Below are 25,428 nucleotides of genomic sequence, written 5' to 3'. Positions count from 1 at the left end.
CGGTCGTCCACCGAGCGCGGGCGACGGGCAGAGTCCTGTCAGAGGCCTGCGGCAGAGTGGAGGCATGACCTCCTCGACTGCCGTGCCCCTCCGCGAGGCTGCCCGCGCCGCCCTCGGCGAACTCGTCGGCCGCCCCGACGTCGACTTCCACGACGGCCAGTTCGAGGCGATCGAGGCGCTGGTGGAGGGGCGTCGCCGGGCACTGGTCGTGCAGCGCACCGGGTGGGGGAAGTCGGCGGTGTACTTCGTCGCGACCCTGCTGCGCCGCCGGCAGGGCACCGGCCCCACCGTGCTCGTCTCTCCGCTCCTGGCACTCATGCGCGACCAGATCGCCGCGGCCGAGCGCGCAGGGGTGCGCGCGGTCGCCATCAACTCGACGAACGCGCACGAATGGGCGGAGGTGCAGGACAGCCTCGCTCGGGACGAGGTCGATGTGCTGCTCGTCTCCCCGGAGCGGCTGAACAACCCGGCCTTCCGCGAGGAGCAGCTGCCGACGCTGGTGGCGCGGCTCGGCATGCTCGTCGTCGACGAGGCACACTGCATCAGCGACTGGGGGCACGATTTCCGCCCGGACTACCGCCGGCTCCGCGATCTCATCGCGCAGATGCCCGCCGACGTGCCGGTCCTGGCGACGACCGCGACGGCGAACTCCCGCGTCGTGGCCGACGTGGCCGAGCAGCTCGGGGCGCTGCCTGGTGGCGCGGGCGGAGCGGAGGCGGTGCCCGTGCTCACGATCCGGGGGCCGCTCGCCCGCACCTCGCTGCGGCTCGGCGTGCTCCGCCTCAGGGACTCGGCGAGCCGCCTGGCCTGGCTGCTCAGCCACCTCGACGACCTCCCCGGCAGCGGGATCATCTACACGCTGACGGTGGCGGCGGCGGTCGACACCGCCCGATTCCTGCGCGACCACGGCCACGACGTGCGCGCCTACACCGGCCAGACCGATCCCGAGGAGCGCGCCGAGTCGGAGGGCATGCTCAAGCGGAACGAGGTGAAGGCGCTCGTCGCGACCAGCGCCCTCGGCATGGGGTTCGACAAGCCGGACCTCGGGTTCGTCGTGCATCTCGGCGCCCCGTCCTCGCCCGTCGCGTACTACCAGCAGGTCGGACGAGCCGGGCGGGCCAGCGAGAGCGCGGACGTGCTCCTGCTCCCCGGTGTCGAGGACCGCGAGATCTGGCACTACTTCGCGACCGCGTCGATGCCCGATCGGGAGCGCGCGGAACGGGTCATCGCGGCGCTCGGCGACAGCCCGATCTCCACGCCGGCGCTGGAGGCCGTCGTCGACATCCGTCGTACGCCCCTCGAGCTGCTGCTGAAGGTGCTCGACGTGGACGGTGCCGTGCGCCGTGTGCAGGGCGGCTGGGTCGCGACGGGACAGCCGTGGACGTACGACGCCGAGCGCTACGAGCGCATCGCCGCCGAACGGGTCGCGGAGCAGGAGCACATGCTGGAGTACGAGCACACGGACGGCTGTCGCATGGCCTTCCTGCAGCGGGCGCTGGACGACGACACCGCGGCTCCCTGCGGTCGGTGCGACAACTGCGCGGGCGTGTGGTTCCCGGCGGAGATCGCGCAGACGGCGAGTGCACAGGCGACGGAGTCCCTGGACCGGGTCGGTGTGCCGGTCGAGCCTCGCCGCGCGTGGCCGACCGGCGCCGACCGTCTGGGCGTGCCGGTGCGCGGTCGCATCCCCGCGGGGGAGCAGGCCGACGAGGGACGCGCCCTCGCCCGGCTCACCGACCTCGGCTGGGGCGGCGCGCTGCGCGAGATCTTCGCCGCGGGTGCCGCGGACGCGCCGATCAGCCCGGCGCTGCTGCAGGCCTGCGTGCGCGTGCTGGCCGGGTGGGACTGGGCGGAGCGGCCGATGGCTGTGGTCGCGATGCCGTCGCGCTCGCATCCGCAGCTCGTCGACTCCCTCGCCCGCGGGCTCTCGGAGATCGGGCGGCTGCCGTACCTCGGCGCGCTGGAGTGGCGGAACGGGGGTCCGTCGGGGCAGGCGGGCGGGAACAGCGTGTTCCGGCTCGCGGGGGTGTGGGATCGGTTCGACGCGGCGCATCTCGAGGTCCCCGCCGGTCCGGTGCTGCTCGTCGACGACCTCATCGACAGTCGCTGGACCCTGACGGTCGCGGCGCGCGCGGTGCGGCAGGCCGGAGCCACGGCCGTGCTGCCGTTCGCGCTCGGCCTGCGCGGCTGAGCACCGGTCCCCGAACCGACGCCGTCAGTCCTCGGCGGGGGCCACGGGTGGCGGCCAGGTCGTCGCGCCGAGTTCGCGGGAGATGTTCCGTGCCGTGTCCCGCAGCGCGTGCATGGTCGCGTCGGATGCGGGTGCCTCCGACGTCGGCAGCACGACGGCGACGGCGGCGACGATCGTGTTCGAGGCGTCGGCGATCGGGGCGGCGAGGGAGGATTCGCCGAGCACGGCTTCGTCCGTCTCGGCCGCCGTCCCGCGCTCCGCGATCCCCGGCAGCTCGAGGGTCAGTCGGGCGACGTCAGTCATGGTGTCGCCGGTGAGGCTGCGCAGGGGCTCCGCGAACACGCTCTGCTGGAAGCCCTGGTCGTAGGCGAGGAGCACCTTCCCCATGGCGGAGGCGTGCGCGGGGACGGCCATCCCCGTCTCCAGCATCTGCGGGCTGTCGTCGGGCCGGAGGTTGTGGTGGATAACGAGGACGTCCGTGAGGTGCGGCGCGCCGAGGCGCACGGACAGCTCGGTGCGCCGGGCCAGTTCCTGCGTCCAGCGCATCGCCCGCGCTCGCACATCCAGTGTGTCGAGGTACACGTTGCTCAGCCGCAGGAGGGTAGGGCCGAGCATGTAGCGCTGTCCGCCGCGCTCCTTCGCGACGAGGCCGTGCGCGCGCAGCGACTTCACCAGCCCGTGCACGGTCGACGGCGGAAGGCTCAGGGCCGCGGCGAGATCGGTGATACCGAGGTGGCGGGCGCCCTGGAGCAGGTCGAGGATCTTCGCTGCGCGGTCGATCGCCTGGATCATGCGCGTCCTCCTTCCGGTCGTCGTCGAGCCGGGTTTCCGGTCGCCGGATCGATCTTGACAACCCGGCAGGCTCCGAGCATATTCGACATTGACGAATCCTTTTCGGATTTTTGCTCGAGACTCACGCCGCATCAAAGGAGATCGCAGGATGAAGAAGCTCATCAACGCCCCGGAGGACGTCCTCGTCGAGTCCCTGAAGGGCGTCGCCGCCGCGCACCCCGAACTCTCCGTCGACCTGGAGAACCACGTCATCACCCGGGCGACACCGAAGGAACAGGGCAAGGTGGCCGTCGTCTCCGGAGGGGGATCCGGCCACGAACCGCTGCACGGCGGCTACGTCGGCACCGGCATGCTCGACGCGGCCGTCGCCGGCGAGGTCTTCACCTCGCCCACCCCCGACCGCGTGCAGGTGGCGACCCAGGCGGTCGACCGCGGCGCCGGCGTGCTGCACATCGTCAAGAACTACACGGGCGACGTGCTCAACTTCGAGATGGCCGCCGAGCTCGCGGCGATGGAGGGGATCGAGGTCGGCACGGTCGTCGTGGACGACGACGTGGCCGTGCAGGACTCGCTCTACACCGCCGGCCGTCGTGGCGTCGGCCTCACCGTCCTGCTGGAGAAGCTCGTAGGGGCCGCGGCGGAGGAGGGCCGCGACCTCGCGTCGGTCGTCGACCTCGCGAAGCGCATCAACGGGCAGGGGCGCTCGATGGGCATGGCCCTCACGAGCTGCACGGTGCCCGCCGCCGGGAAGCCCACCTTCGACCTCCCTGACGATCAGATGGAGATCGGCATCGGCATCCACGGCGAGCCGGGACGGCATCGTGAGCCGCTCGCGCCGGCGTCGGAGATCGCCCGGCAGCTCGTCGAGCCGATCCTCGGCGACCTCGACGCCACCGGACCCGCGATCGTGATGCTCAACGGCATGGGCGCCACGCCCCTGATCGAGCTCTACCTCATGTACGGCGAGGTCGCCGCGATCCTGGAGAAGTCCGGCGTGCAGATCGCGCGGAACCTGGTGGGCAACTACATCACCTCCCTCGACATGGCCGGGTGCTCCGTCACGGTGCTGAAGGCCGACGACGAGCTGCTGCGGCTGTGGGACGCCCCGGTGAACACCCCCGGCCTGCGGTGGGGCGCGTGATGGCGGCCGTCGGCACCGACGTCCTCGTCGACTGGATCTCCCGCTACCGCGAGGCCGTCACCGCGCAGCGCGACTGGCTCACGGAACTGGACTCCGCGATCGGGGACGCCGACCACGGCGCGAACATGGCGCGGGGCTTCACGGCGGTCGGGGAGAAGCTCGCGGCGACGACGCCCGCGACGATCGACGAACTCCTCAAGTCCGTCGGCATGACCCTGGTGAGCTCGGTGGGCGGTGCGAGTGGCCCCCTCTACGGCACCTTCTTCCTGCGCATGGGGATGTCGGCCGGTGCGGTGACGACATTGGACGGACCGGCGCTCGCCGCGGCACTGCGGGCGGGGCTCGAGGGCATCGTCGCGCGGGGCAAGCCCGAGGCCGGCGACAAGACGATGTTCGATGCGATGGCCCCCGCGGTCGACGCTTTCGATGCCGCCCTCGCCGGCGGAGCGGATACCGCGGCGGCGGCCAGGGCGGCCGCGGACGCCGCGGCCGCCGGTCGTGACGCCACTGTGCCCCTCGTCGCCCGGAAGGGCAGAGCGAGCTACCTCGGTGAACGCAGCGCCGGACATCTCGACCCGGGAGCCGCCTCGACGGCGCTCCTGTTCGAGACGCTCGCCGCGGCCCTCGCGGACGCCGGATGATCGGGATCGTCGCCGTCTCCCACAGCGCCCGGCTCGGGGAGGCGGCGCTCGAACTCGCCCTGCAGATGGTGCCGGGCGGCGGCGTGCAGGTCCGTGTGGCGGCCGGTGCGGGTGTGGACGCGGAGGGTGCGCCGATCCTCGGGACGGACGCCGTCGCGGTGTCGGCGGCGATCGACGAGCTCGCCCCCGACGTCGACGGCGTGCTCGTGCTGATGGATCTCGGGTCGGCCGTGCTGAGCGCCGAACTCGCGCTCGAACTGCGCAGCAGCGACGTGCCGGTGCGGCTGGCTCCGGCACCGTTCGTCGAGGGCCTCCTCGCGGCGGTCGTGGCTGCGGCGGCAGGCGGCGACCTCGACGCGGTCGCCGCCGAAGCCTCGTCCGCCCTCGCGGCGAAGACCGGCCAGCTCCTCCCGCCGGACGCGGAAGGCACGGCGGCAGCGGACTCCGCGCCGGTGTCGGCGGGGGACGCCTCCGCCTCGCCCGACGTGGCCGGGGAGACCGTGACGCGTCGTGTGCGCGTGCGCAACCCTCTCGGCATCCATGCCCGCCCCGCCGCGCTGATCGCGGAGTCGGCGGCGGGGGCGGACGTGCGTCTGCGGCGGCTGCCGGACGGCCAGGAAGCCGCGGCCGGAAGCCTGACCCGGCTGCTCGCGCTCGGGGCGCGTCAGGGGACCGAGATCGAACTCACCGGTCGGGGAGCGGACGCCGAGGCGGCGATCGACCGCCTGGTCTCGCTCTTCCAGGGAGGGTTCGGCGAGGGCGTCGAGGCGGACGAGGGCGCCGCCGGCAGCTCCGGAACCGCACCCGCGCCCGCGCCCGGCACGGCCGGGGACGATCAGACGCGAACCGGGGCCGACCACGCGTCCGCGCCGCCGCCGGAGATCGTCTCCGGGACCGTGCTGCAGGGCCGTGGGGTCAGTCCCGGACGTGTGGCCGCGAGGGCGGTGTCCCTCGCACCGGCACTCCCGGAACCGGATGCCGAGACCGTCGTCCCGCCGGAGGGTCGCGAGGCCGAGGTCTCCACGATCGAATGGGCGGCGGTCGCCGTCGCCGATCAGCTGCGATCGCGCGCCGAGCGGGCGCGCGGAGAGGCGCGGGCGATCCTGGACGCGTCACGGCTCCTCGCCTCGGATCCTGAGCTGGTGGCCGAAGCCACCGCCCTCGTGCGCGCACAGGGGCGGACGGCGGCGCGAGCGGTCTGGGAGACCTCCGCGGCGCACGAAGCGGCGCTCACGGCTCTCGGCGGGAGGATGGCGGAACGCGCCGCCGACATCCGTGACGTTCGCGACCGCATGATCGCCGAGATCCTCCGGGTGGACATGCCAGGGGTCCCCGAGCGTGACGAGCCGTTCGTGCTCGTCGCGACCGACCTCGCCCCCGCCGACACCGCGGCGCTGGAAGGGGGCAGCTGCGTCGCCCTCGTGACAGCGGACGGCGGGCCGACCTCGCACACGGCGATCATCGCGCGCGCGCTAGGACTGCCCGCCGTGGTCGGGGTGGCCGGAGCGACGGGGATCCCCGAGGGTGCCATGCTCCTCGTCGACGGCGACCACGGCACCATCCACGTCGACCCGGACGAGGCGGAGATCGCCGAGGCGCGGGCCGCGGCGGTCGTCGTCACCTTCGATGGACGGGGCCGTCTCGCCGACGGGACCCGCGTGCCGCTCCTGGCCAACGTCGGAGGGGCATCGGATGCCGGGAGCGCCGCGGCGGCGCACGCCGAGGGGGTCGGACTGTTCCGCACCGAGTTCTGCTTCCTCGACCGGACCGAAGCGCCGAGCATCGAGGAGCAGGTGGAGGCGTACCGCGGGGTCCTTCGCGCGTTCCCCGGACGCAAGGTGGTCGTGCGCACGCTGGATGCGGGGAGCGACAAGCCCCTGCCGTTCGCGAACGACGACGACGAGGACAACCCGGCGCTCGGCGTCCGGGGCCTGCGTCTCTCCCGTCGCCGGCCAGCGCTGCTCGACGACCAGCTCCGCGCGCTCGCCAGGGCTGCCGACGCGGAATCCGCGGACGTGGAGGTCATGGCGCCGATGGTCGCCACGGTCGACGAGGCGGCGGACTTCGCCGCGCGGTGTCGTGCCGCGGGGCTGGACAGAGCGGGGATCATGATCGAGACCCCGGCGGCGGCGCTGCTGGCTGCCGAGCTGTTCGAGGTCGTGGACTTCGTGAGCCTGGGAACCAACGATCTCGCGCAGTACACTCTGGCCGCCGACCGGCTGTCCAGCGCGCTCGCCGATCTCAACGACCCCTGGCAGCCGGCGGTGCTGCGGCTGATCGGGACGGTCGGGGCGGCGGGGCGAGCGGCGGGCAAGCCGGTCGGGATCTGCGGGGAGGCGGCCGGTGATCCCGCGCTCGCTCCGGTACTCGTCGGGCTCGGCGCGACCTCGCTGTCGATGACGCCTCGCGCGCTCGGGCGGGTGGCGGCCGCGCTCGACGTGGTGGGCCCGGACGAGTGCCGACGGGCGGCGGAGGGGGCGAGCCGCGCGGCGACCGCTGCGGAGGCGCGGCAGGCAGCAGCTCTCGTGCTCGGCGGAGGCGGCGCCGGCTGAGCCGCACGGCTCCTGCGGATGCGATCGGCATGGCTTGTATGCCTTCCGTGGCATGACTAGTGTCTCGTTCGCATATCGACCGTGTGCGGGCGGGTTCGGGGTGTCTCCCGACCGCTACTCTTCCCTCAGGGGGCGCCGTGTTCACGGCGCACATGATCATGCGGAGGGTTCATGTCGGCGACGGTGCACGGCGGGCGGAAGATGCGAGGAGCGGCGCTCCTCGCGGCGGTGGTGGCGGGAGTGCTGGTCGTGCTCCCGGGGTGCGCGGCGACGCCGGAGGCGACACCCACGGCGACCGCATCACGGGCGCCGGAGACCCCGACGCCCACTCCTGATCCCTATGCCGGGCCCCTCCTCTTCGTCGGCGACGAGCTCGACGCCTTCGCGCTCACGCCGGCCGAGGTCGCCGACCTTCTTCCCTCCGCGCCTCCGGCGACGGAGGTCGAGGACACGCTCCTGCAGTATTCCGACGGCGGCGGGCCGGAGTTCACGCCGGCGGTCTGCGTGCTGCTGATCATGGAAGCCTCCATGGGCAGCATCGGCGCGCGTACCGTGCCGTGGGTGAACGCGGACGACACGGGCATGAGTGGGAAGCAGGAGATCCTGCAGTTCCCGTCTGACGACATCGCCGCGTCGCGCATGGACGAGCTCCTCGACACGGTCGAGCAGTGTGCGCAGTTCGATGCGCAGGGGACGGGGACCTTCGCCGCCGTCGCGGCGCCGGAGACGGACGGCGTCCGGGCCTTCGCCGGAACCCTGGAGATGGGCTCGGGGCAGAGCGCCTGGCGGGCGCACCACGGTTTCGCCGCGGTGGGGAACGTCATCGTGCACCTGTGGCAGCCGGCCAGGGATGGATCGGAGTTCGACGCCGAGCGTGCGGCGCTGCTCCTGCGCGACCGCGCGGGGGAAGCGAAGACCGCCTTCGTGGAGAAGCTGACCGCCACGCCGCCCGCGACGCCGACGCCGGAGACGGCCGATCCCGCCGCCCCGTGGAGCGAATGGGAGATGACCGCGACGGGCGTCGGACCGCTCCAGCTGGGTATGTCTCGCGAGGAGGCGTTGGCGGCGGTCCCTGGGGCGACCGCGAAGGCCGCCGGCGGCTCGAACACGCTGGTGCGCCTCACGAGTGGGGACGACGCGAGCACGCTCCTGCTGCAGTTCACGGACGATGGCACGACGCTCGCGGGGATCACCGCCGGCATCGCGAACGTGCAGGGCGACGTCGAGCCGGACGGTGCCGTCCTGCCCGCGACGGGCGGAGTCCGCATCGGCGCGCCGGTGACGGAGGCGGCCGCCGCATTCCCGGAGGGCACCTACATCCGCATCGTCTCGTCGGGCGAGTACTTCTACCAGTCAGCGACGCGCGAAGGGGGTGTTATCCGCTTCCGCGCCGATCGGGATGCTGCGGACCCCGCGGCCGTCATCACAGGGGTGACCGTGGAGGACGCGACCCTCTGGCCGCCGCTCGCGATCAGGTGAACCGTCGACCGTTGTTCCGACCTCCTTGCGTTACTGACCGATCGTTCAGTTAGTATGGGCGGGCGGGACGAGGTCGTCCCGCCCGAGCGCGACGAGGAGGTCGGCGATGACGGAGACGACGACGGAGACGGCGGAGGCCGTCCGGCCGAATCGGGCCATGATGGCACGAGACCGGGCCTCGGCGATGCTCGGTCTGGTCGTGGAGCGTGACGACCCCGGGCACGCGGTCGTGTCGATGCGCGTCCGCGAGGACATGACCAACGGCTTCCGGATCACCCACGGCGGGCTCGTGTTCGCGCTCGCCGACACCGCCTTCGCGATCGCGTGCAACGAGGACGATCGGGTGACGGTGGCCGCCGGTGCCGACATCTCGTTCCTCAAGCCCACCGTCGCGGGGCAGACCCTCACCGCGACCGCCGTCCGCCGCACCCGCACCGGTCGCTCCGGCCTCTACGACGTGACGGTCGTGGACGAGCACGGCGACGCGGTCGCCGAGTTCCGCGGCCGCTCCCGCACGACTTCCCGCACCTTCTGACCCCGCCCCCGTCCCGAGGAGTCCCCGTGTCGATGATGACCGCCCCCGCCTCCGCCCTCCGCCCGCCCACGGCCGATGAGCTCGACCCCGAGGAGCGGATGAGCCGCGCCGAGATCGAGCAGCTCCAGCTCGAGCGCCTGCGGTGGACCGTGCAGCACGCCTACCGCAACGTCCCGCTCTACACGCGGAAGTTCGATGAGGCGGGCGTGCACCCCGACGACATCCGCACGCTCGACGACGTGCACCGGCTGCCGTTCACCACCAAGGACGACCTGCGCGAGACGTACCCGTTCGGGATGTTCGCGGTGCCGATGGCCGACGTCGCCCGCATCCACGCGTCCAGCGGCACCACGGGGCGCCCGACCGTCGTCGGCTACACGCGTGGCGACCTCGACCGCTGGGGGTCGCTCGTGGCCCGCTCGCTCCGGGCCAGCGGGATCCGGCGCGGCATGAAGGTGCACAACGCCTACGGCTACGGCCTCTTCACGGGCGGGCTCGGCGCGCATGCCGGGATCGAGGCGCTGGGAGCGACCGTGATCCCCATGTCGGGCGGGCAGACCGCGCGCCAGGTGCAGCTCATCCGCGACTTCGAGCCGGACGCGATCCTGTGCACGCCGAGCTACCTGCTCACGATCGCCGACGCGATGGCCGCGCAGGGCATCGACCCGCGGTCCACCTCGCTCAAGGTCGCGGTGCTCGGCGCGGAGCCCTGGACCAACGAGATGCGGCACGAGCTGGAGCAGCGGCTCGGCATCGACGCCCTCGACATCTTCGGGCTCAGCGAGGTCATGGGACCGGGCGTCGGCAACGAGTGCCTCGAGACCAAGGACGGCCCGCACCTGTGGGAGGACCACTTCCTGCCGGAGGTGATCGACGGCGACACCCTGCAGGCGCTTCCGGACGGCGAGCGGGGGGAGCTCGTCTTCACCTCGCTCACCAAGGAGGCCTTTCCCGTCATCCGGTACCGCACACGGGACATCACCCGTCTGCTCCCTGGCACGGCGCGGCCGGGGATGCGGCGCATGGAGAAGGTCACCGGACGCAACGACGACATGATCATCCTGCGCGGCGTCAACCTCTTCCCGACGCAGATCGAGGAGCTGGTCCTCGGCATCGAGCAGCTCACCCCGCACTTCATCCTGGAGCTGACGAAGGAGGGCCGGATGGACGCCCTCACCGTGCGCATCGAGCGCCATCCCGACCTTTCCGTGGAGACGTGCGAGGCAGCGGCACAGGTGCTGGTGCAGCGCATCAAGGTGTTCATCGGCTCGTCGGTCGCCGTCCGCCTGGAGGAGCCGGGGGCACTGCCGCGTAGCGAGGGCAAGTACAAGCGCGTGTATGACCTGCGCTGACACGCGGGGGTCTCGGCGGCGACCTCCGCGATGAGCGCGGCGGGCGGTGCGAGACTGAGGGGGATGTCCGAGATGCAGACCACGCGGCGCGGCCGCCCCGGGTACGACCAGCAGGGGATCCTCGCCGTCGCGGTGACCGCCTTCAACGAGCACGGCTACGACGCGACCTCGATCGGGATGCTCGCGGAGCGCCTCGGGCTGTCGAAGTCGGCGATCTACCATCACTTCGGGTCGAAGGACGAGATGCTCGACCGCGCCCTCGACAGCGCCCTCGGCGGACTGGAGGCCGTGGTCGACGCGCCCCTCCCGGACAGCGGGGGAGCCGCCGATGCGGTCGCCCGCCTGGAGCACGTGCTCCGCGGGGCCGTCCATGTGCTCGTGGACCAGCTCCCCGCCGTGACGCTGCTGCTGCGCGTGCGCGGGAACACCGACGTCGAGCGCCGCGCCCTCACCCGGCGGCGGGCGTTCGACCGCCGCATCACGGCCCTCGTCGCGGAGGCGCAGGCCGAGGGCTCCCTGCGCTCCGACATCGATGCGGCCGTCGTCGCCCGCCTGACGTTCGGCATGATCAACTCGATCGTCGAGTGGTATCGCCCCGGCGGTCGCGAGGGCGCCGATCGTCTCGCGGACGACGTCGTCGCGATCGCCCTCGACGGCCTCCGCCACCCCTGACCCGCGAGACCCCGTCTTCGCGCCGAGGCCCCGCCCTCTCCGCGTGGGAAGGGCGGGGTCTCGACGAGTGCCCGGGGTCTCGGGGGACTATGCGGCGGGGGTGAGCTCCTTCGCGACGAGTGTCAGGACGTCGTAGGTCGCGACGAGCTCGTCGTCCTGGTTCTTCAGGACCGCGTCCCAGCGCACCTCGCCGTACTCGTCGGTCTCCCGCGGCGTGATCTGCTTGGCGGTGAGCTCGACGCGGATCTCGTCGCCGGGGGAGACGGGGGTCACGAAGCGCAGGTTCTCCAGCCCGGAGTTCGCGAGCACGGGCCCGGGAGCCGGGTCGACGAAGAGCCCCGCCGCCCACGACACGAGCAGGTAGCCGTGGGCCACGCGTCCGGGGAAGAACGGGTTCGCCGCCGCCGACGCCTCGTCCATGTGCGCGTAGAACGTGTCGCCCGTGAACGCCGCGAACGTCTCGATGTCGTCGAGGCTGACGGTGCGTGAGGGACTGACGACCTGGTCCCCGATGCGCAGCTCCGCCAGCGACTTGCGGAAGGGGTGCACGCCGTCGCCGGCGTCGAACGGACGGGCCGAGGCCCCCTGGTGCCAGACACCGGTGAGCGCGGTCATCATGTCGGGGGAGCCCTGCACCGCCGTGCGCTGCATGTGGTGCAAAACCGCCCGGATGCCGCCGAGCTCCTCTCCGCCGCCGGCGCGACCGGGACCGCCGTGCACGAGGTTGGGTAGCGGGGAGCCGTGTCCGGTCGAGCTGCGGGCGTCGTCGCGGTCGAGGAAGAGCACGCGGCCGTTGTACGCCGCGATCCCCGCGGCCAGCGTCGTCGCGACCTCCGGGTCGTGCGTCGCGACGCTCGTCACGAGCGAGCCGCCGCCCCGGGCCACGAGCGCCGCCGCCTCGTCCAGCGTGCGGTAGCCGAGGATGCTGGAGACGGGGCCGAACGCCTCGATCTCGTTCACGGCGGGGCTCGTCGCATCGGTGAAGCGCAGGAGCATCGGCGCCACGAACGCGCCGTCCTCCGCCGGGCCCTCGCTGCCGTCCGCACGGCGGACCGTCGGGGCCTCGGGGGAGCCGATCACGAGCTCGCCGCCGCCCTCGCGGAGTCGCGCCACCTGCCGGAGCACCTCGTCGCGCTGGGCCGTCGAGGCGAGCGGTCCCATCGTCACGCCCTCGGCGCGCGGGTCGCCCACGACGATCCGCGCCGCGAGCCGGTCGCGCACGGCGGCGATCACGTCGTCCACCGCGTCCTCCGGCACGATCGCCCGCCGGATCGCGGTGCACTTCTGCCCGGCCTTCGACGTCATCTCCGCGACGAGCTGCTTCACGTAGGCGTCGAACTCCGGGGTGCCGGAGGCGGCGTCCGTGCCGAGGACCGAGGCGTTGATCGAGTCGGTCTCGCTGGTGAAGCGGACCCCGCCGGTCTGCACCGCGTCGTGCGCCCGCAGCCGCTCCGCCGTCGACGCGGAACCGGTGAACGCGACGAGGTCGCCCAGGCGGGGGTGGTCGAAGAGGTCGGGCACGCTGCCGGACACGAGCTGCAGCGACCCCTCGGGCAGCAGACCGGACTCGACCATCACGCGCACCATGGCCTCGGTGAGGTACCCGGTGGGGGTGGCGGGCTTCACGACCGTGGGGACACCGGCGAGGAAGGCCGGCGCGAACTTCTCCAGCGAGCCCCACACGGGGAAGTTGAAGGCGTTGATCTGCACCGCCACCCCGGGCAGCCGGGTGTAGATGTGCCGACCGAGGAAGGAGCCGTCTCGCGAGAGGTTCTCCACGGCGCCGTCGACGTAGACCTTCGCGTTCGGCAGCTCGCGGCGGCCCTTGCTGGAGTACGCGAAGAGCACGCCGATGCCGCCGTCGATGTCGACCCAGGAGTCCTGCGCGGTGGCGCCGGTGCGGCTGGAGATCGCGTACAGCTCCTCCTTGCGGGCGGTCAGCGCGAGCGCGAGCTGCTTGAGGAGTACGGCGCGCTGGTGGAACGTGAGCTCGCCGAGGGAGGCCTGACCGGTGGTGCGGGCGTAGTCGAGCGCCGCGCCGAGGTCGAGACCGGCGGTGGAGACGCGGGCGACCGTCTCTCCGGTCGAGGCGTCGCGCACCTCGGTGGCGTCCGCATCGGAGGCGGGCGTCCACCAGGAGCCCTGCACGTAGCTGGGGAGGATCTCGGTCATCGGGGTTCCCTTCATCAGTCGTCCCATTCGTAGAAGCCGCGTCCGCTCTTGCGGCCGAGGTGTCCCTCGGCGACGAGGCGGCGCAGCAGGGCCGGGGGTTCGAACCGCGGCCCGAGCTGTGCCGCGAGGTACTCGGCGATGCCGAGCCGGACGTCCAGCCCGACGATGTCGGTGAGCCGGAGCGGCCCGACCGGGTGCTTGTAGCCGAGGGTCATGGCGGCGTCGATGTCGGCGGCGTCGGCGACGCCGTCCTCGAGCATCCGGATCGCCTCGAGGCCGAGGGCGACGCCGAGGCGGGAGGACGCGAAACCGGGGGCGTCGGCGACGACGATGGGCGTCTTGCCCAGCGCGCGGACCCAGGAAGCCGCGTCCGCGACGAGGTCCGGCGCGGTCGCGGCGCCGCGCACGACCTCCACGAGCGTGGAGGCGGGCACGGGGTTGAAGAAGTGCATCCCGAGGAACCGGGTGGGGCGGTCGAGCACGGCTGCGAGCTCGTCGATCGAGATGGACGAGGTGTTGGACGCGAGCGCCGCATCGTCCGCGAGGTGCTGCTCGACACGGGTGAGCGCCTCGATCTTGAGCGACAGCTCCTCCGGGACGGCTTCGACGACGAGGGTGCAGTCCGCGAGCAGTGCGGTGTCGGTCCCGGTCGCGAAGCGGGCGCGATACGCCTCGGCGGTCTCGACGGCCGTGCCGCGGGAGAGCGAGGCGTCGATCGACGCGTGCACGCGGGCGGCGGCGGCCGCGGCGGCGTCGTCGTCCCGCTCGACGACGGTCACGGGGGATCCGGCGAGGAGGAAGGCGTGGGCGATACCGGCGCCCATGCGTCCGCCACCCAGCACGCCGACGCGGGCCGGGACTGCGGCCTCGGGGGAGGAGGGCGTGCTCATCGGTCTCTCCGTTCCAGGAAGGCGGTCATGCGACGGTGCTTCTCCGGGCTCTCGAACAGCGCGGCCTGCTCCTCGAGGTCGGCTGCGGGGTGCTGGTCGCGCGGCGCCCGGAAGACCCGCTTGGTCGCGATGGTCGCCGCGGGGTCGTTGCGGGCGATGCGGTCGGCGACCGCGTGGGCGGCGGCGAGGAGATCGGCGGGTTCGTGCAGCGAGGAGACGAGCCCGATGCGGAAGGCCTCCTCGGCGTGCACGGTGCGTCCCGTGAGCAGCAGTTCGATGGCACGGGCGTCGCCCACGATCTCCTTGAGCCGCCAGCTCGCTCCGGCGGCGGCGAGGATGCCCAGGCCGGTCTCCGGGTTGCCGATCTTCAGGGTCGGCGTCGCGAGGCGGATGTCGGCGGCATACGCGAGTTCCGCGCCACCGCCGAGCGCGTAGCCGTCGATCGCGGCGATCACCGGCATCGGCAGCTCCGCGACGCGGACGAACGCGTGGGCGTTGATGCCGCGACGGGCGTCGTCGGCGCGACGGTCCCGGAGCTCCGCGATGTCGGCGCCCGCCGCGAACACCCCGTCGGCGCCGGTGAGGATGAGCGTGCGCGGCATCTCCTCCAGCTCGGCGCACAGCGCGTGCAGGGCGTCGATCGTGGCCTGGTCGATCGCGTTGCGCTTGTGCGGACGGTTCAGGGTCGCGACGACGCGGTCCGCGGTGCGGGTGACGAGCAGCGGCTCGTCCGCGCCCCTCACACCTTCTCCAGGATCACGGCCGCGCCCTGGCCGACGCCGACGCACATCGTGGCGAGGCCGTAGCGGGAGTCCTCGCGCTCCATGCGTCCCATCAGCGTCACGAGCAGGCGTGAGCCGGACGAGCCGAGAGGGTGGCCGAGGGCGATGGCTCCGCCGTCGGCGTTCACGCGGTCCTCGTCGAGGCCGAGCCGCCGGATGCAGGCGAGCGACTGCGAGGCGAACGCCTCGTTGAGCTCCACCGCGCCGATGTCGTCGAGGGAGAGCCCCGAACGGCGCAGCGCCTTCTCCGTCGCGGGGACCGGTCCGAGTCCCATGATCTCCGGAGCCAGGGCGGCGGAGGTGCCGACGACGATCCGCGCGCGGGGCGTCAGTCCGTGGCGCTCGACGGCTTCGGCGCTCGCCACGAGCACGGCCGAGGCGCCGTCGTTGAGGGCGCTGGAATTGCCGGCCGTGACGACCTCTCCGCCGGCGACGACGGGGCGGAGGCGCGCGAGCACCTCGAGGGTCGTGTCCGGACGCGGGCCCTCGTCGACGAGCACCTCGCCGTCGCGGACCGGCACGCCGACGATCTCCGGGACGAAGCGGCCCGCGGCGATCGCGGCGGCGGCGCGCTGCTGGGAGCGGACGGCGAAGGCGTCGGCCTCGGCGCGCGTGATGCCGTCGACGCTGGCCACCTCCTCCGCCGTCTCCGGCATGGTGAAGGTGGCCTTGTCCCGCGCGGCGAGCCGCGGGTTCGGGAAGCGCCAGCCGATGGAGGTGTCGAAGGCGGCTCCGGGCTTCGCCCACGCCTTCTCTGGCTTGGCCTGCACCCAGGGGGCGCGGGTCATGGACTCGACGCCGCCGGCGACGAGGAGATCGGCGTCGCCCGCGCGGATCGCCTGCGCGGCCATGGTCACGGCGGACATTCCGGAGGCGCACAGGCGGTTGACCGTGATGCCCGGCACGGTGTCGGGGAGACCGGCGAGGAGCACGGCCATCCGGGCCACGTTCCGGTTGTCCTCTCCGGCCTGGTTGGCGGCGCCGAGGATGACCTCGTCCAGCTCGGTACGCGCCGGGTCGAGCCCGGCGCGGCGCACGGCCTCGCCGACCACGAGCGCCGCGAGGTCGTCGGGACGGACGGCGGAGAGGGTGCCGCCGTAACGGCCGACCGGGGTGCGGACCCCTCCGACGAGGTAGGCCTCTGGCATGCGGATCTCCTGACTTCGTCGTCCTGGTGTGGTCCGGGAGCGGCCGGTCGTGAATTACTGACCGATCGTAAGGTAATTATGGCACAGGCGCACGGCCGGCCGCGATCCCGGACCGGGCGTCAGACGCTGAGATCCACGCCCTTCGTCTCCTTCACCAGCGAGACGCCGATGAGCGAGATGATCGACGCGACTGCGATGTACACGCCGATCGTCCACGCGGCGTGGAACTGGTTCAGCAGCGCCTCCGCGATCATCGGTGCGAACGCGCCGCCGAGGATGGCCCCGAGGGCGTAGCCGATCGAGACGCCCGAGTACCGCACGTTCGCAGGGAACATCTCGGCGTACAGCGCCGCCTGCGGGCCGTACGAGAGTCCGAGCGCGAACGTCATGACGAACAGGGCCACGAAGTACCAGACGATGTTCGCCGTGTCGATGAGGAACCACATCGGGATCGCCCACACCGCAAGGGCGACGTACCCGATCTGGAACGTGCGGATCCGGCCGAGACGGTCGGAGAGCGCCCCGCCCCAGAGGGTGAAGATCAGCCACCCGAACGAGGCCAGCGTCGTCGCCAGCAGCACCGGCGGGCGCTCCATGCCGAGGCCCGTGACCGCGTACGTCGCGAAGAAGGCGATCAGCAGGTAGCCCGCGGCGTTGTTCGCGATGAAGATGACGGCCGTGAGCACGACCTTCTTCGTGTGCGCGCGGAAGAGCTGTCCGAGCGGGGCCGAGGCCTCCTTGCGGCGGCGGCGGAGGTCTTCGAACACGGGGCTCTCGTCGACGGCGCGGCGGATGACGTAGCCGACCGCGATGAGCACGATGGAGAGCAGGAACGGGATACGCCAGCCCCACTCGAGGAAGGCCTCGGGGGACATCGAACTCGTGAGCGCCCACAGGGTGAAGGTGGCGAGGATCATGCCGACCGGCACGCCGATCTGCGGGAACGCGCCGAACAGGCCGCGTCGCGCCGACGGGGCGTGCTCGACGGCCATCAGGGCTGCGCCGACCCATTCGCCGCCGGCCGAGAAGCCCTGCAGGATGCGCAGGAGGATCAGGAGGATCGGGGCGGCGACGCCGATGGCGGCGTACGTCGGCAGCAGGCCGATGAGGGACGTGGACAGTCCCATCATCACGAGGGTGAAGACGAGCATCTTCTTCCGGCCGAGCTTGTCGCCGAGGTGCCCGGCGACGATCGCACCGAGCGGGCGGAAGAGGAACGAGATGCCGATGGTCGCGAAGGAGAGCACCTGGGCGAGCCCGGGGCTCGACTCCGCGATGGGAGCGAGGAAGAGCGGGGCGAGCACGAGGCCCGCCGCCTGGGCGTAGATGAAGAAGTCGTACCATTCGATCGACGTCCCCACGAGGGTGCCGGCGAGGACGCGCCGCTCCTCTGCGGGCATCCTTCCGGTCGACGAGGCGGCTGCGGTGGCTGCGGTCATGCGAACTCCGTTGTTCTGCGAGGGGGGAGCACCGACGCGGGTACGTCGGCGATGACTTACCGAATGATCGGTCAGTAATCGCCGAGCGTAGCGTATCGGCGCTCCGCCCACGAGGGTTCGCCGGCCGGATCGACCTCAGACCCTCCCGAAGGCGCGGAGCGGATGCTCGATGAGCTCCACCACGCGGCGGAGGAATCCCGCCGCGTACCCGCCGTCGCAGACCCGGTGGTCGAACACGAGGGAGAGCTGGACGATGCGACGCGGCACGATCGCCCCGTCCACGACCCAGGGGCGCTCGATGATCCGGCCGATGCCGAGGATCGCGACGTCGGGGTGGTTGATGATCGCCGCCGAGCCGTCGACCCCGAGCCCGCCGTAATTGTTGAGGGTGAAGGTGGATCCGCGGAGCCGCTCGGGCGGCAGGGTGCCGGCGCGCGCGGTGGCCGCGAGCTCGCGCAGGGCGGCGTCGAGGTCGGTGACAGTGAGCCGGTGCGCGTGCGGGACGACCGGGACGAGGAGGCCGCGTTCGGTGTCGGCGGCGACGCCGAGGTTCACGCCCTCGAACGAGATCAGCTCGGAGCCGTCGTCGCTGAGCCGCGAGGCGAGCACGGGGTAGTCCTCAAGCGCGAGCAGCACGAACCGCGCGAGCAGCGCCGTGATCGACGGGGCCTTCCCGCCGTCGGGAGCCATCTGAGCGCGGAGATTCCAGAGATCGGTGGCGTCGACGTCGACCCACACGGTGGCCTCGGGGATCTCGGACCGGCTGCGGGCGAGCCGGGCGCTCACGGTGCGACGCAGCGGGGAGAGGCGCTCCCTGCTGCGGACCGGGAGGCCGTCGATCTCGCCGGTGGGAGCGGTCGCGGAGGTCGGCGTCGGGGCCGCGGCGACGCCGTCCACGGCGTGGTCCACAGCGGCGCGGAGCACGTCGGCGCGGGTGATCGCCCCGTCCGCTCCGGTGGGGGAGATCGCGTGCACGTCGAGGCCCAGATCGCGGGCGAGGCGCCGCACGAGCGGCGAGCGTACGGCGACCGGCGCGGGTCGTGCGGCGTCGCGGGCGACCGGTGCGGCTGACTCCGGAGCGGTCGAGGCGGGTGCTGCGGGTGCGGGCGCTGTCGAGACCGGCGCCGGCGTGGGGCGTGACGCCGCGGGGCGCCGTCGCCGACCCGTCGAGGCGGACGCGGAGGTTCCGTACCCGATGAGGACGTTGCCCGACCCCGCACGCTCCTCCTGCCGGTACGCCTCGTGCTCGGGCTGTGTGGCGGGGGCCTGCGGCGCGGACGCGGTCTCCTCGCTGCCGGGGTCGGCGACTTCCAGCACCGGGGCTCCGACGTCGATGGTGTCGCCTGGCGTGCCGTGCAGCGCCGTCACGACACCCGCGAACGGCGAGGGCAGTTCGACGACGCTCTTCGCGGTCTCGACCTCGGCGATGGCCTGGTCGGTCGTGATCGTGTCGCCGACGGCCACCAGCCACTGCACGAGGCCGGCCTCGGTCAGTCCCTCGCCGAGGTCGGGCAGGCGGAACACGCGGGCGGCGGTCTTCACAGGCGTGCTCATGCGTCGTGCTCCCAGTGCAGCGAGTCGATCGCGTCGAGCACGCGGTCGACGTCGGGCAGGTACCAGTGCTCGAACTTGGGGGGCGCGTAGGGGGTGTCGAACCCGGTCACCCGCCGCACGGGGGCCTCCAGGTACTCGAAGCAGCGCTCGAACACCCGGGCCTGGATCTCGGAGGCGACGCTGACGAAGCCCGGGGCCTCGGCGATCACGACCGCGCGTCCCGTGGACCGTACCGCCGCGGTGACCGTCTCGTCGTCGAAGGGGGAGAGGGAGCGCACGTCGACCACCTGCACGCTGCGTCCCTCGCCCGCGGCGACCTCCGCCGCCTCCAGCGCGAGCGGCACGGAGGCCCCGTACGCGAGGAGGGTCACATCGGTGCCGTCCCTGGCGATGCGCGCCGAGCCGATCTCCGCGGTCACCGCGGTGTCGACCTCGCCCTTCGACCAGTAGAGCTTCTTCGGTTCCAGGAAGACCACGGGGTCCGGCGAGGCGATGGCCGCGCGGAGCAGCGAGTAGGCGTCCTGCGGGGTGGACGGGCTCACGACCGTGAGGCCGGGCGTGTGCGCGTAGTACGCCTCGGACGAGTCGCAGTGGTGCTCGACGCCCCCGATGCCGCCGCCGAAGGGGATGCGGATCACGAGCGGCATGCGCATCCCGCCGCGGGTGCGGTTGCCGAGCTTCGCGACGTGGCTGACGATCTGCTCGAACGCGGGGAGGGCGAAGGCGTCGAACTGCATCTCGACCACAGGGCGCATCCCGTTCATCGCCATGCCGACGGCGGTGCCGATGATGCCGGACTCCGCGAGCGGGGTGTCGAAGCAGCGGTCCTCGCCGAAGCGGGCGGTGAGCCCGTCGGTGATGCGGAACACGCCGCCCAGGGCTCCCACGTCCTCTCCGAACACGACCACGTCGGGGTCGGCGGCGAGGGCGTCCGCGAGGGCGCGGTTGAGGGCGGCGGCCATGGTCATGGTCGTGGTGGTGCCGACGGTCGTCGCGACCGGCGTCTCGTGCTCGGCGATGGTCATCGGGCGCCTCCGGTCGTCATCGTCTCGGCGGGGTGGGAGCGGGCGATCTCGTCGCGGAGGAGCTGCCACTGCTCCTCCCGCTGGGGCGAGCGGGTCGCGGTCACGAAGCGGAAGAGGTCTTCCGGGTCGAGCTCCGCATCGGTGTTCAGGGCGGTGCGCATGGCGGCGGCGATCTCCTCCGCGCCCGCGGCGAAGCGCGTCTCGGCCTCGTCGTCCAGCGTCCCCGTCGCGGTGAGGTGCGCGCGCAGGCGGAGCAGCGGATCGCGGGCGAGCCAGGCCTGCACCTCCTCGCGTTCGCGGTAGCGGGTGTCGTCGTCGGCGTTGGTGTGCGCCTGCATGCGGTACGTGTGGGCCTCGATGAGGGAGGGGCCGCCGCCGGCGCGGGCGCGGTCGACGGCCTCCGTGAGCACCGCGAGGACCGCGGCCACGTCGTTGCCGTCGACGCGCTGCCCCGGCATGCCGTAGCCGACCGCCTTGTGGGCGAGGGAGGGGGCGGCGGTCTGCCGGGAGAGGGGGACCGAGATCGCGAACTCGTTGTTCTGCACGAAGAACACGACCGGGACGTGGAAGACGGCGGCGAAGTTCATCGCCTCGTGGAAGTCGCCCTCGCTCGTCGCGCCGTCGCCGCAGAGCGCGAGCACCACGGTGTCCTCGCCGCGGTGCTTCGCCGCCTGCGCGAAGCCGACCGCGTGCAGGAGCTGGGTCGCGAGCGGGGTCGCCTGCGGGGCGACGCGGTGCGCGCGGACGTCGTAACCCGAGTGCCAGTCGCCCTTGAGGAGCACCATCGCTTCCGCAGGTGCGACACCCCGGGCGATCACGGCGACCGAGTCGCGGTAGGTGGGGAAGAGCCAGTCGGTGTCGCCGAGCACCATCGCCGCCGCCACCTGGCAGGCCTCCTGGCCGTGCGACGACGGGTAGACCGCGAGGCGGCCCTGGCGCACGAGCGCGCCGGCCTGATCGTTGATACGACGGCCTTCGACGAGGCCACGGTACGCCGCCAGCAGGACGTCGGCGGCGGGGAGCGCGTAGGTCTCGTCGGGGAGGGTGGTCCCGTCCTCGGCGATCAGTCGTACCGCGGTGTCGCGCGGGAGCATGTCGTGGGGGTGCATCCGTCCGCCTTCCTTGCCGAACTCGATGAGGACAGCATGCCGCGCATGCGACACTCATCCAAGATCCGTCGGGTGATCGTGGACGATTGCGCTTCACATGTCAGAATGGCGTCCGAAGTGTCAGGATTTCCCGGACGCGAGAGGGGTGTCATGGCGGCGCTGGACGAGACGGATCGCGCGATCCTCGCGGAGCTGCGGCGGGATGCGCGGGCGTCCATGACCGCGATCGCCGAGGCGGTGCACATCTCGCGGGCGGGGGCGCATGCGCGGATCAAGCGCCTCACCGACGCCGGGGTGATCACGGGATACACCGTGCGCACCGACCCCGTGCTGCTGGGGCATCACGCGAGTGCCTATGTCACGCTCGCGATCGAGCAGGCCACCTGGCAGGAGGTGAGCGCGCGGCTCCGGGCGATCCCGGAGATCGAGCACATGGCGCTCGTCGGCGGCGACTTCGACGTGCTGCTGCTCGTGCGCGCGAACGACGCCCGCGACCTGCGCCGCATCGTGCTGGAGGACATCCAGGCGATCCCGTCGATCCGCTCGACGCGGACGATCCTGATCTTCGAGGACTCCGACCGGGCGTGACGTTCTCTCCCGCGGTCGAGGGTACGGGGCTCTCCCTGGGGTGCGGCGGGCGCCGGTGAGGTGCGGGGGTTTCGGCGGCGGCAGGCGGTGTGGATGCTGCGGTGCTGGGGAATGTCGATCGCGGGTCTCTGTGGATGCAGGAAGAGTCCCTCGCGCGTATCGGAATATTGCGCTGAACGGGGATTATCGGGCCTCGCAATGTCGGTGGCCCTCTGTTGAATCGTCGTATGGAAAGCACCCCGGCAGCGATTCTCGACGACACGCTCGTCGCTCTCGACGCCGTGTTGCGATCCGGCACGGTGGGCGCTCTCGACGCGCGGGAGATGATGGACCTGCTGCGGGTCGCGGGCGAGATCCAGCGACGCGTGGAGGCTGTGATCGTGGACGCGGTGGCGAGCGCCGATCCGCGTCCGGCAGGGTCCGGGGAACCGGCGTTCTGCGGACGGTTCGGCTGCCGCTCGATGAACGAGCTGCTGCAGCGTGTGCTCCGCACTGACGGCGCGTCCGCCGCGCGCCTCGTGAAGAGCGCGCGGTTGGTGCGGCGCGAGGTCGACCTCTCCTCCGGGGAGTGGCTGCCGGCGCGGTGGCCGGCGCTGCGCGAGGCCCTCCTCGACGGGGCGATCGGGGTGACCGGGTTGCTGGCCGCGACCGGGCCGATCGAGCAGGCCGGCCCTCGCGTGCGCCTCGCCGACCGCTGGGAGGCCGACGCGTATCTGGCGGAGGTCGCGCGGGGCGAGGAGAGTTGCGAGGGCGCCGAGAACAGTGATGATGACGAGAACGAGACCGGGCCGGCACCGACGCCCGAGGACCTGAGGGTGCGGGCGCAGATGATCGTGCAGTACCTCGATCCGGACGGCGCGGAGCCTGCGGAAGACATCGCGCTGCGGGCCCGGGGCGTCGTGCTGGGCCGCGCCAAGGACGGCGTGATCCCGGTCAGGGGCGCGCTGCTGCCCGAGGTCGCGGGGCAGCTGCAACGGATCTGGGACGCGTATCTGAACCCGAAGGTCGACGGTCCGCCGCTTCCCGGTGTCCACTTCGTGCCGTCCGCAGAACTTGATGATTCCGATGCCGAGCGGCGGGACACCGCGGTGTCCCCGGACGACGATGTGCTCCCGGCCGGCGATCCCGGCGGGATGGTCGACGGGCGCACGCGGGCACAGAAGCAGCACGACGCGCTCGCGGCGGCTCTGGGGATCGCGGCCCGGCACGACGACATGCCGCGGCTGGGCGGTGCCGCCCCGACACTCGTGGTCACGGTCGCCGCCGAGGACTATGCCACGGGGCACGGCTGGGCGCGGGTCGAGGGCGTCGAGACGCCGGTGTCGACGCGGGTGGCCGCGCACACGGCGTGCGGAGGGACAGTCCAGCGCGTGGTGCTCGGTGCCGGAGGAAGGATCGTCGGGCTCGGGTCGAGCGACCGGATCTTCACCCCCGCGCAGCGCCGGGCGATCGGCGTGCGGGACGGCGAGTGTCTGATCCCCGGCTGTCACGTCCCGGCCGCCTGGTGCGAGATCCACCACGTCACGGAGCACGCTCGCGGGGGTCCGACCCACACCGACAACGGCGTCGCGCTGTGCTGGCACCATCACCGCACGTTGGACACCTCGGGCTGGCAGATCCGCATGCGAGGGGGAGTGCCGCAGGTGCGAGGGCCGGCCTGGTGGGATCCGAGACGACGATGGCGCACGCCGCGCCCGGCGCTTCCCGGCTCCCCGGACCGGACGGGGGCCCGATTCGCTCACGCGGGACCGGTCCGCGGACGCATCCTTCGCGCGGGGACATCTCCGGCGCACTCCGCGACAAGTGCGGCGGGAAGGGCCGACCGAGAATGAGAAGAAGACCGGCGTCCGCGCCGTGACCCGCTCGAAGGAGAGACACCGATGTCCGATTCCGCCGTTCCCGTAGCCGTCGACTCCGGATCCACCGATTCTGCGGCGTCCGCCGCCGCGGCGCTGCTCGACCGTATCCAGCCCCCGCGCGGCGAGGGTCGCGAGATCCCCGATGCCGCGACGCGGGAGGTCATCGGACGCGCGCCCGTGGCCACGGTCGCGGACCTCGACGATGCCATCGCCCGCGCGAAGGCCGCGCAGCCCGCGTGGGAGGCGCTGGGACACGAGAGGCGGAGCGCACTCCTCCTGGCCGCGGCCGACGCCATCGACGCGAACGCCGAAGGGCTCGCCTACCTTCTGTCGCGGGAGCAGGGGAAGCCGCTGAACGGCCCCAACGCGCGGTTCGAGCTCGGCGCCTGCTCGGCCTGGCTGCGCACCAACGCCACCACGGTACTCGAGCCGCAGGTGCTCGTCGACGACGAGACGCTGCACGCCGAACTCGTCTACAAGGCCGCCGGCGTGGTCGGGGCCATCGGGCCGTGGAACTGGCCGCTCATGATCACGATCTGGCAGATCGGCCCCTCGCTGCGCATGGGCAACACGGTCGTCGCGAAGCCCAGTGAGTACACGCCGCTGAGCGTCCTGGCGATGCTCGCCGTCATGAACGACGTGCTGCCCGCCGACGTCCTCATCGGGGTCTCCGGAGACCGTGAGGTGGGTGCCCGCCTCGCCTCGCACCCCGACATCGCCAAGATCATGTTCACCGGCTCCACCGCGACCGGGCGCCGCATCATCGAGAGCTCCGCGGGCAACCTCGCCCGCCTCACGCTGGAGCTGGGCGGCAACGACGCGGGCATCGTGCTCCCCGGCACGGATCCGTCGGCCATCGCGGAAGACCTCTTCTGGGGCGCGTTCATCAACACCGGACAGACCTGCGCCGCCATGAAGCGCCTCTACGTGCACGACTCCGTGTACGACGAGGTCGTGGACGCCCTCGCCGCGATCGCCGAGCAGGTGCCGATGGGCAACGGCCTCGACGAGGCCAACGTGCTCGGACCGCTGCAGAACCGCCCGCAGTTCGACATCGTCAGCCGCCTCGTCGACGACGCGAAGAGCCGCGGCGCCCGGATCGTCACGGGTGGCGAGCCGGCATCCGACCTCGGCGAGCTGTTCTACCGGCCGACCATCGTCGCCGACATCGACAACGATGCGGCGCTCGTCCAGGAGGAGCAGTTCGGCCCGGCCCTCCCCGTCATCCGGTACAGCGACGTCGACGAGGCCTTCGCGCTGGCGAACGCCCTCGATGTGGGCCTCGGAGCCTCGGTGTGGGCGAGCGACCCGGAGGAGGCCCGCGCCGTCGCCGCGCGTATGCAGTCCGGCACGGTGTGGATCAACTCGCACGGCGGGCTGCACCCGATGGTGCCGTTCGGCGGGGTGAAGAGCTCGGGTTACGGGCTGGAGTTCGGCGTCGAGGGGCTCAAGTCCGTCGCGGTCACCCAGGTCGTCTCCGGACCCGCCCGGAAGGCCTGAGCGTGGC

Annotated in this window: 20 protein-coding genes; 11 read left to right on the top strand and 9 right to left on the bottom strand. The window is 72.5% G+C overall.

Annotated elements, in window-relative coordinates; translation table 11 throughout:
• Positions 1 to 64: 64 nt before the first annotated feature.
• Positions 65 to 2,191, top strand: coding sequence for a RecQ family ATP-dependent DNA helicase (locus AB0N68_RS14860; protein ID WP_280566719.1), 2,127 nt, complete (start codon positions 65 to 67; stop codon positions 2,189 to 2,191).
• Between the two features lie 24 nt (positions 2,192 to 2,215).
• Here the strand turns inward: AB0N68_RS14860 and AB0N68_RS14855 are convergent, their stop codons facing one another.
• On the bottom strand, positions 2,216 to 2,983 hold the full coding sequence (locus AB0N68_RS14855) for an IclR family transcriptional regulator (protein WP_259952009.1): 768 nt from the start codon (positions 2,981 to 2,983) through the stop codon (positions 2,216 to 2,218).
• A 148-nt stretch (positions 2,984 to 3,131) separates the two neighbouring features.
• Here AB0N68_RS14855 and dhaK point away from each other — a divergent pair, with 148 nt between their 5' ends.
• The 7 genes from dhaK to AB0N68_RS14820 all read left to right on the top strand — a co-directional run bounded on the left by dhaK (position 3,132) and on the right by AB0N68_RS14820 (position 11,355).
• Positions 3,132 to 4,124 carry a dihydroxyacetone kinase subunit DhaK gene (dhaK, locus tag AB0N68_RS14850; protein WP_280566713.1) on the top strand — a complete coding sequence of 331 codons (993 nt, stop codon included), beginning with the start codon at positions 3,132 to 3,134 and terminating at the stop codon, positions 4,122 to 4,124.
• Positions 4,124 to 4,765: a dihydroxyacetone kinase subunit DhaL gene (gene dhaL / locus AB0N68_RS14845; RefSeq protein WP_259952013.1), complete on the top strand. Its 642-nt coding sequence runs from the start codon at positions 4,124 to 4,126 to the stop codon at positions 4,763 to 4,765. The genes dhaK and dhaL overlap by 1 nt, the downstream gene beginning before the upstream one ends.
• Positions 4,762 to 7,317 carry a phosphoenolpyruvate--protein phosphotransferase gene (ptsP, locus tag AB0N68_RS14840; protein ID WP_313366426.1) on the top strand — a complete coding sequence of 852 codons (2,556 nt, stop codon included), beginning with the start codon at positions 4,762 to 4,764 and terminating at the stop codon, positions 7,315 to 7,317. Before dhaL ends, ptsP begins: the two co-directional genes overlap by 4 nt.
• A gap of 171 nt (positions 7,318 to 7,488) precedes the next feature.
• The gene (locus AB0N68_RS14835; RefSeq protein ID WP_280566707.1) at positions 7,489 to 8,796 is read left to right on the top strand and encodes a hypothetical protein; all 1,308 of its coding nucleotides are present in this window, start codon (positions 7,489 to 7,491) and stop codon (positions 8,794 to 8,796) included.
• Positions 8,797 to 8,953: 157 nt separating this feature from the next.
• Complete coding sequence (gene paaI, locus AB0N68_RS14830) at positions 8,954 to 9,331, top strand: hydroxyphenylacetyl-CoA thioesterase PaaI (protein ID WP_280566704.1); 378 nt, start codon at positions 8,954 to 8,956, stop codon at positions 9,329 to 9,331.
• Between the two features lie 32 nt (positions 9,332 to 9,363).
• Positions 9,364 to 10,683 (top strand): phenylacetate--CoA ligase PaaK, encoded by a 1,320-nt coding sequence (gene paaK, locus AB0N68_RS14825; RefSeq protein WP_280566735.1) that lies wholly within the window; start codon positions 9,364 to 9,366, stop codon positions 10,681 to 10,683.
• Between the two features lie 63 nt (positions 10,684 to 10,746).
• Positions 10,747 to 11,355, top strand: coding sequence for a TetR/AcrR family transcriptional regulator (locus AB0N68_RS14820; RefSeq protein WP_280566701.1), 609 nt, complete (start codon positions 10,747 to 10,749; stop codon positions 11,353 to 11,355).
• Positions 11,356 to 11,442: 87 nt separating this feature from the next.
• Here the strand turns inward: AB0N68_RS14820 and paaZ are convergent, their stop codons facing one another.
• The 8 genes from paaZ to AB0N68_RS14780 all read right to left on the bottom strand — a co-directional run bounded on the left by paaZ (position 11,443) and on the right by AB0N68_RS14780 (position 21,474).
• Complete coding sequence (paaZ, locus tag AB0N68_RS14815) at positions 11,443 to 13,527, bottom strand: phenylacetic acid degradation bifunctional protein PaaZ (protein WP_280566699.1); 2,085 nt, start codon at positions 13,525 to 13,527, stop codon at positions 11,443 to 11,445.
• A gap of 14 nt (positions 13,528 to 13,541) precedes the next feature.
• Positions 13,542 to 14,417, bottom strand: coding sequence for a 3-hydroxyacyl-CoA dehydrogenase family protein (locus AB0N68_RS14810; protein ID WP_268777139.1), 876 nt, complete (start codon positions 14,415 to 14,417; stop codon positions 13,542 to 13,544).
• On the bottom strand, positions 14,414 to 15,160 hold the full coding sequence (locus AB0N68_RS14805; RefSeq protein ID WP_259952026.1) for an enoyl-CoA hydratase/isomerase family protein: 747 nt from the start codon (positions 15,158 to 15,160) through the stop codon (positions 14,414 to 14,416). Before AB0N68_RS14805 ends, AB0N68_RS14810 begins: the two co-directional genes overlap by 4 nt.
• Positions 15,157 to 16,347: a thiolase family protein gene (locus AB0N68_RS14800; protein WP_280566690.1), complete on the bottom strand. Its 1,191-nt coding sequence runs from the start codon at positions 16,345 to 16,347 to the stop codon at positions 15,157 to 15,159. The genes AB0N68_RS14805 and AB0N68_RS14800 overlap by 4 nt, the downstream gene beginning before the upstream one ends.
• 119 nt (positions 16,348 to 16,466) lie before the next feature.
• Positions 16,467 to 17,786: an MFS transporter gene (locus AB0N68_RS14795; RefSeq protein WP_363333006.1), complete on the bottom strand. Its 1,320-nt coding sequence runs from the start codon at positions 17,784 to 17,786 to the stop codon at positions 16,467 to 16,469.
• 135 nt (positions 17,787 to 17,921) lie between these two features.
• The gene (locus AB0N68_RS14790) at positions 17,922 to 19,340 is read right to left on the bottom strand and encodes a dihydrolipoamide acetyltransferase family protein (RefSeq protein WP_280566687.1); all 1,419 of its coding nucleotides are present in this window, start codon (positions 19,338 to 19,340) and stop codon (positions 17,922 to 17,924) included.
• Positions 19,337 to 20,365 carry an alpha-ketoacid dehydrogenase subunit beta gene (locus tag AB0N68_RS14785; RefSeq protein WP_280566685.1) on the bottom strand — a complete coding sequence of 343 codons (1,029 nt, stop codon included), beginning with the start codon at positions 20,363 to 20,365 and terminating at the stop codon, positions 19,337 to 19,339. The genes AB0N68_RS14790 and AB0N68_RS14785 overlap by 4 nt, the downstream gene beginning before the upstream one ends.
• Positions 20,362 to 21,474, bottom strand: coding sequence for a thiamine pyrophosphate-dependent enzyme (locus AB0N68_RS14780; protein ID WP_187663515.1), 1,113 nt, complete (start codon positions 21,472 to 21,474; stop codon positions 20,362 to 20,364). The genes AB0N68_RS14785 and AB0N68_RS14780 overlap by 4 nt, the downstream gene beginning before the upstream one ends.
• 150 nt (positions 21,475 to 21,624) lie before the next feature.
• On the opposite strand from AB0N68_RS14780, the gene AB0N68_RS14775 reads away from it, so the two are divergent.
• The 3 genes from AB0N68_RS14775 to AB0N68_RS14765 all read left to right on the top strand — a co-directional run bounded on the left by AB0N68_RS14775 (position 21,625) and on the right by AB0N68_RS14765 (position 25,421).
• Positions 21,625 to 22,062 carry an Lrp/AsnC family transcriptional regulator gene (locus AB0N68_RS14775; RefSeq protein ID WP_187663516.1) on the top strand — a complete coding sequence of 146 codons (438 nt, stop codon included), beginning with the start codon at positions 21,625 to 21,627 and terminating at the stop codon, positions 22,060 to 22,062.
• 227 nt (positions 22,063 to 22,289) lie between these two features.
• Positions 22,290 to 23,894 (top strand): HNH endonuclease signature motif containing protein, encoded by a 1,605-nt coding sequence (locus AB0N68_RS14770; RefSeq protein WP_280566680.1) that lies wholly within the window; start codon positions 22,290 to 22,292, stop codon positions 23,892 to 23,894.
• A gap of 48 nt (positions 23,895 to 23,942) precedes the next feature.
• A complete protein-coding gene (locus AB0N68_RS14765; protein ID WP_280566678.1) occupies positions 23,943 to 25,421 on the top strand; it encodes an aldehyde dehydrogenase family protein in 1,479 nt (492 codons plus the stop codon).
• Positions 25,422 to 25,428: the final 7 nt, after the last annotated feature.

The organism is Microbacterium meiriae (assembly GCF_040685015.1).
GTDB classification, from domain to species: domain Bacteria; phylum Actinomycetota; class Actinomycetes; order Actinomycetales; family Microbacteriaceae; genus Microbacterium; species Microbacterium meiriae.
This window is presented reverse-complemented; position numbering and strand designations above follow the sequence as displayed.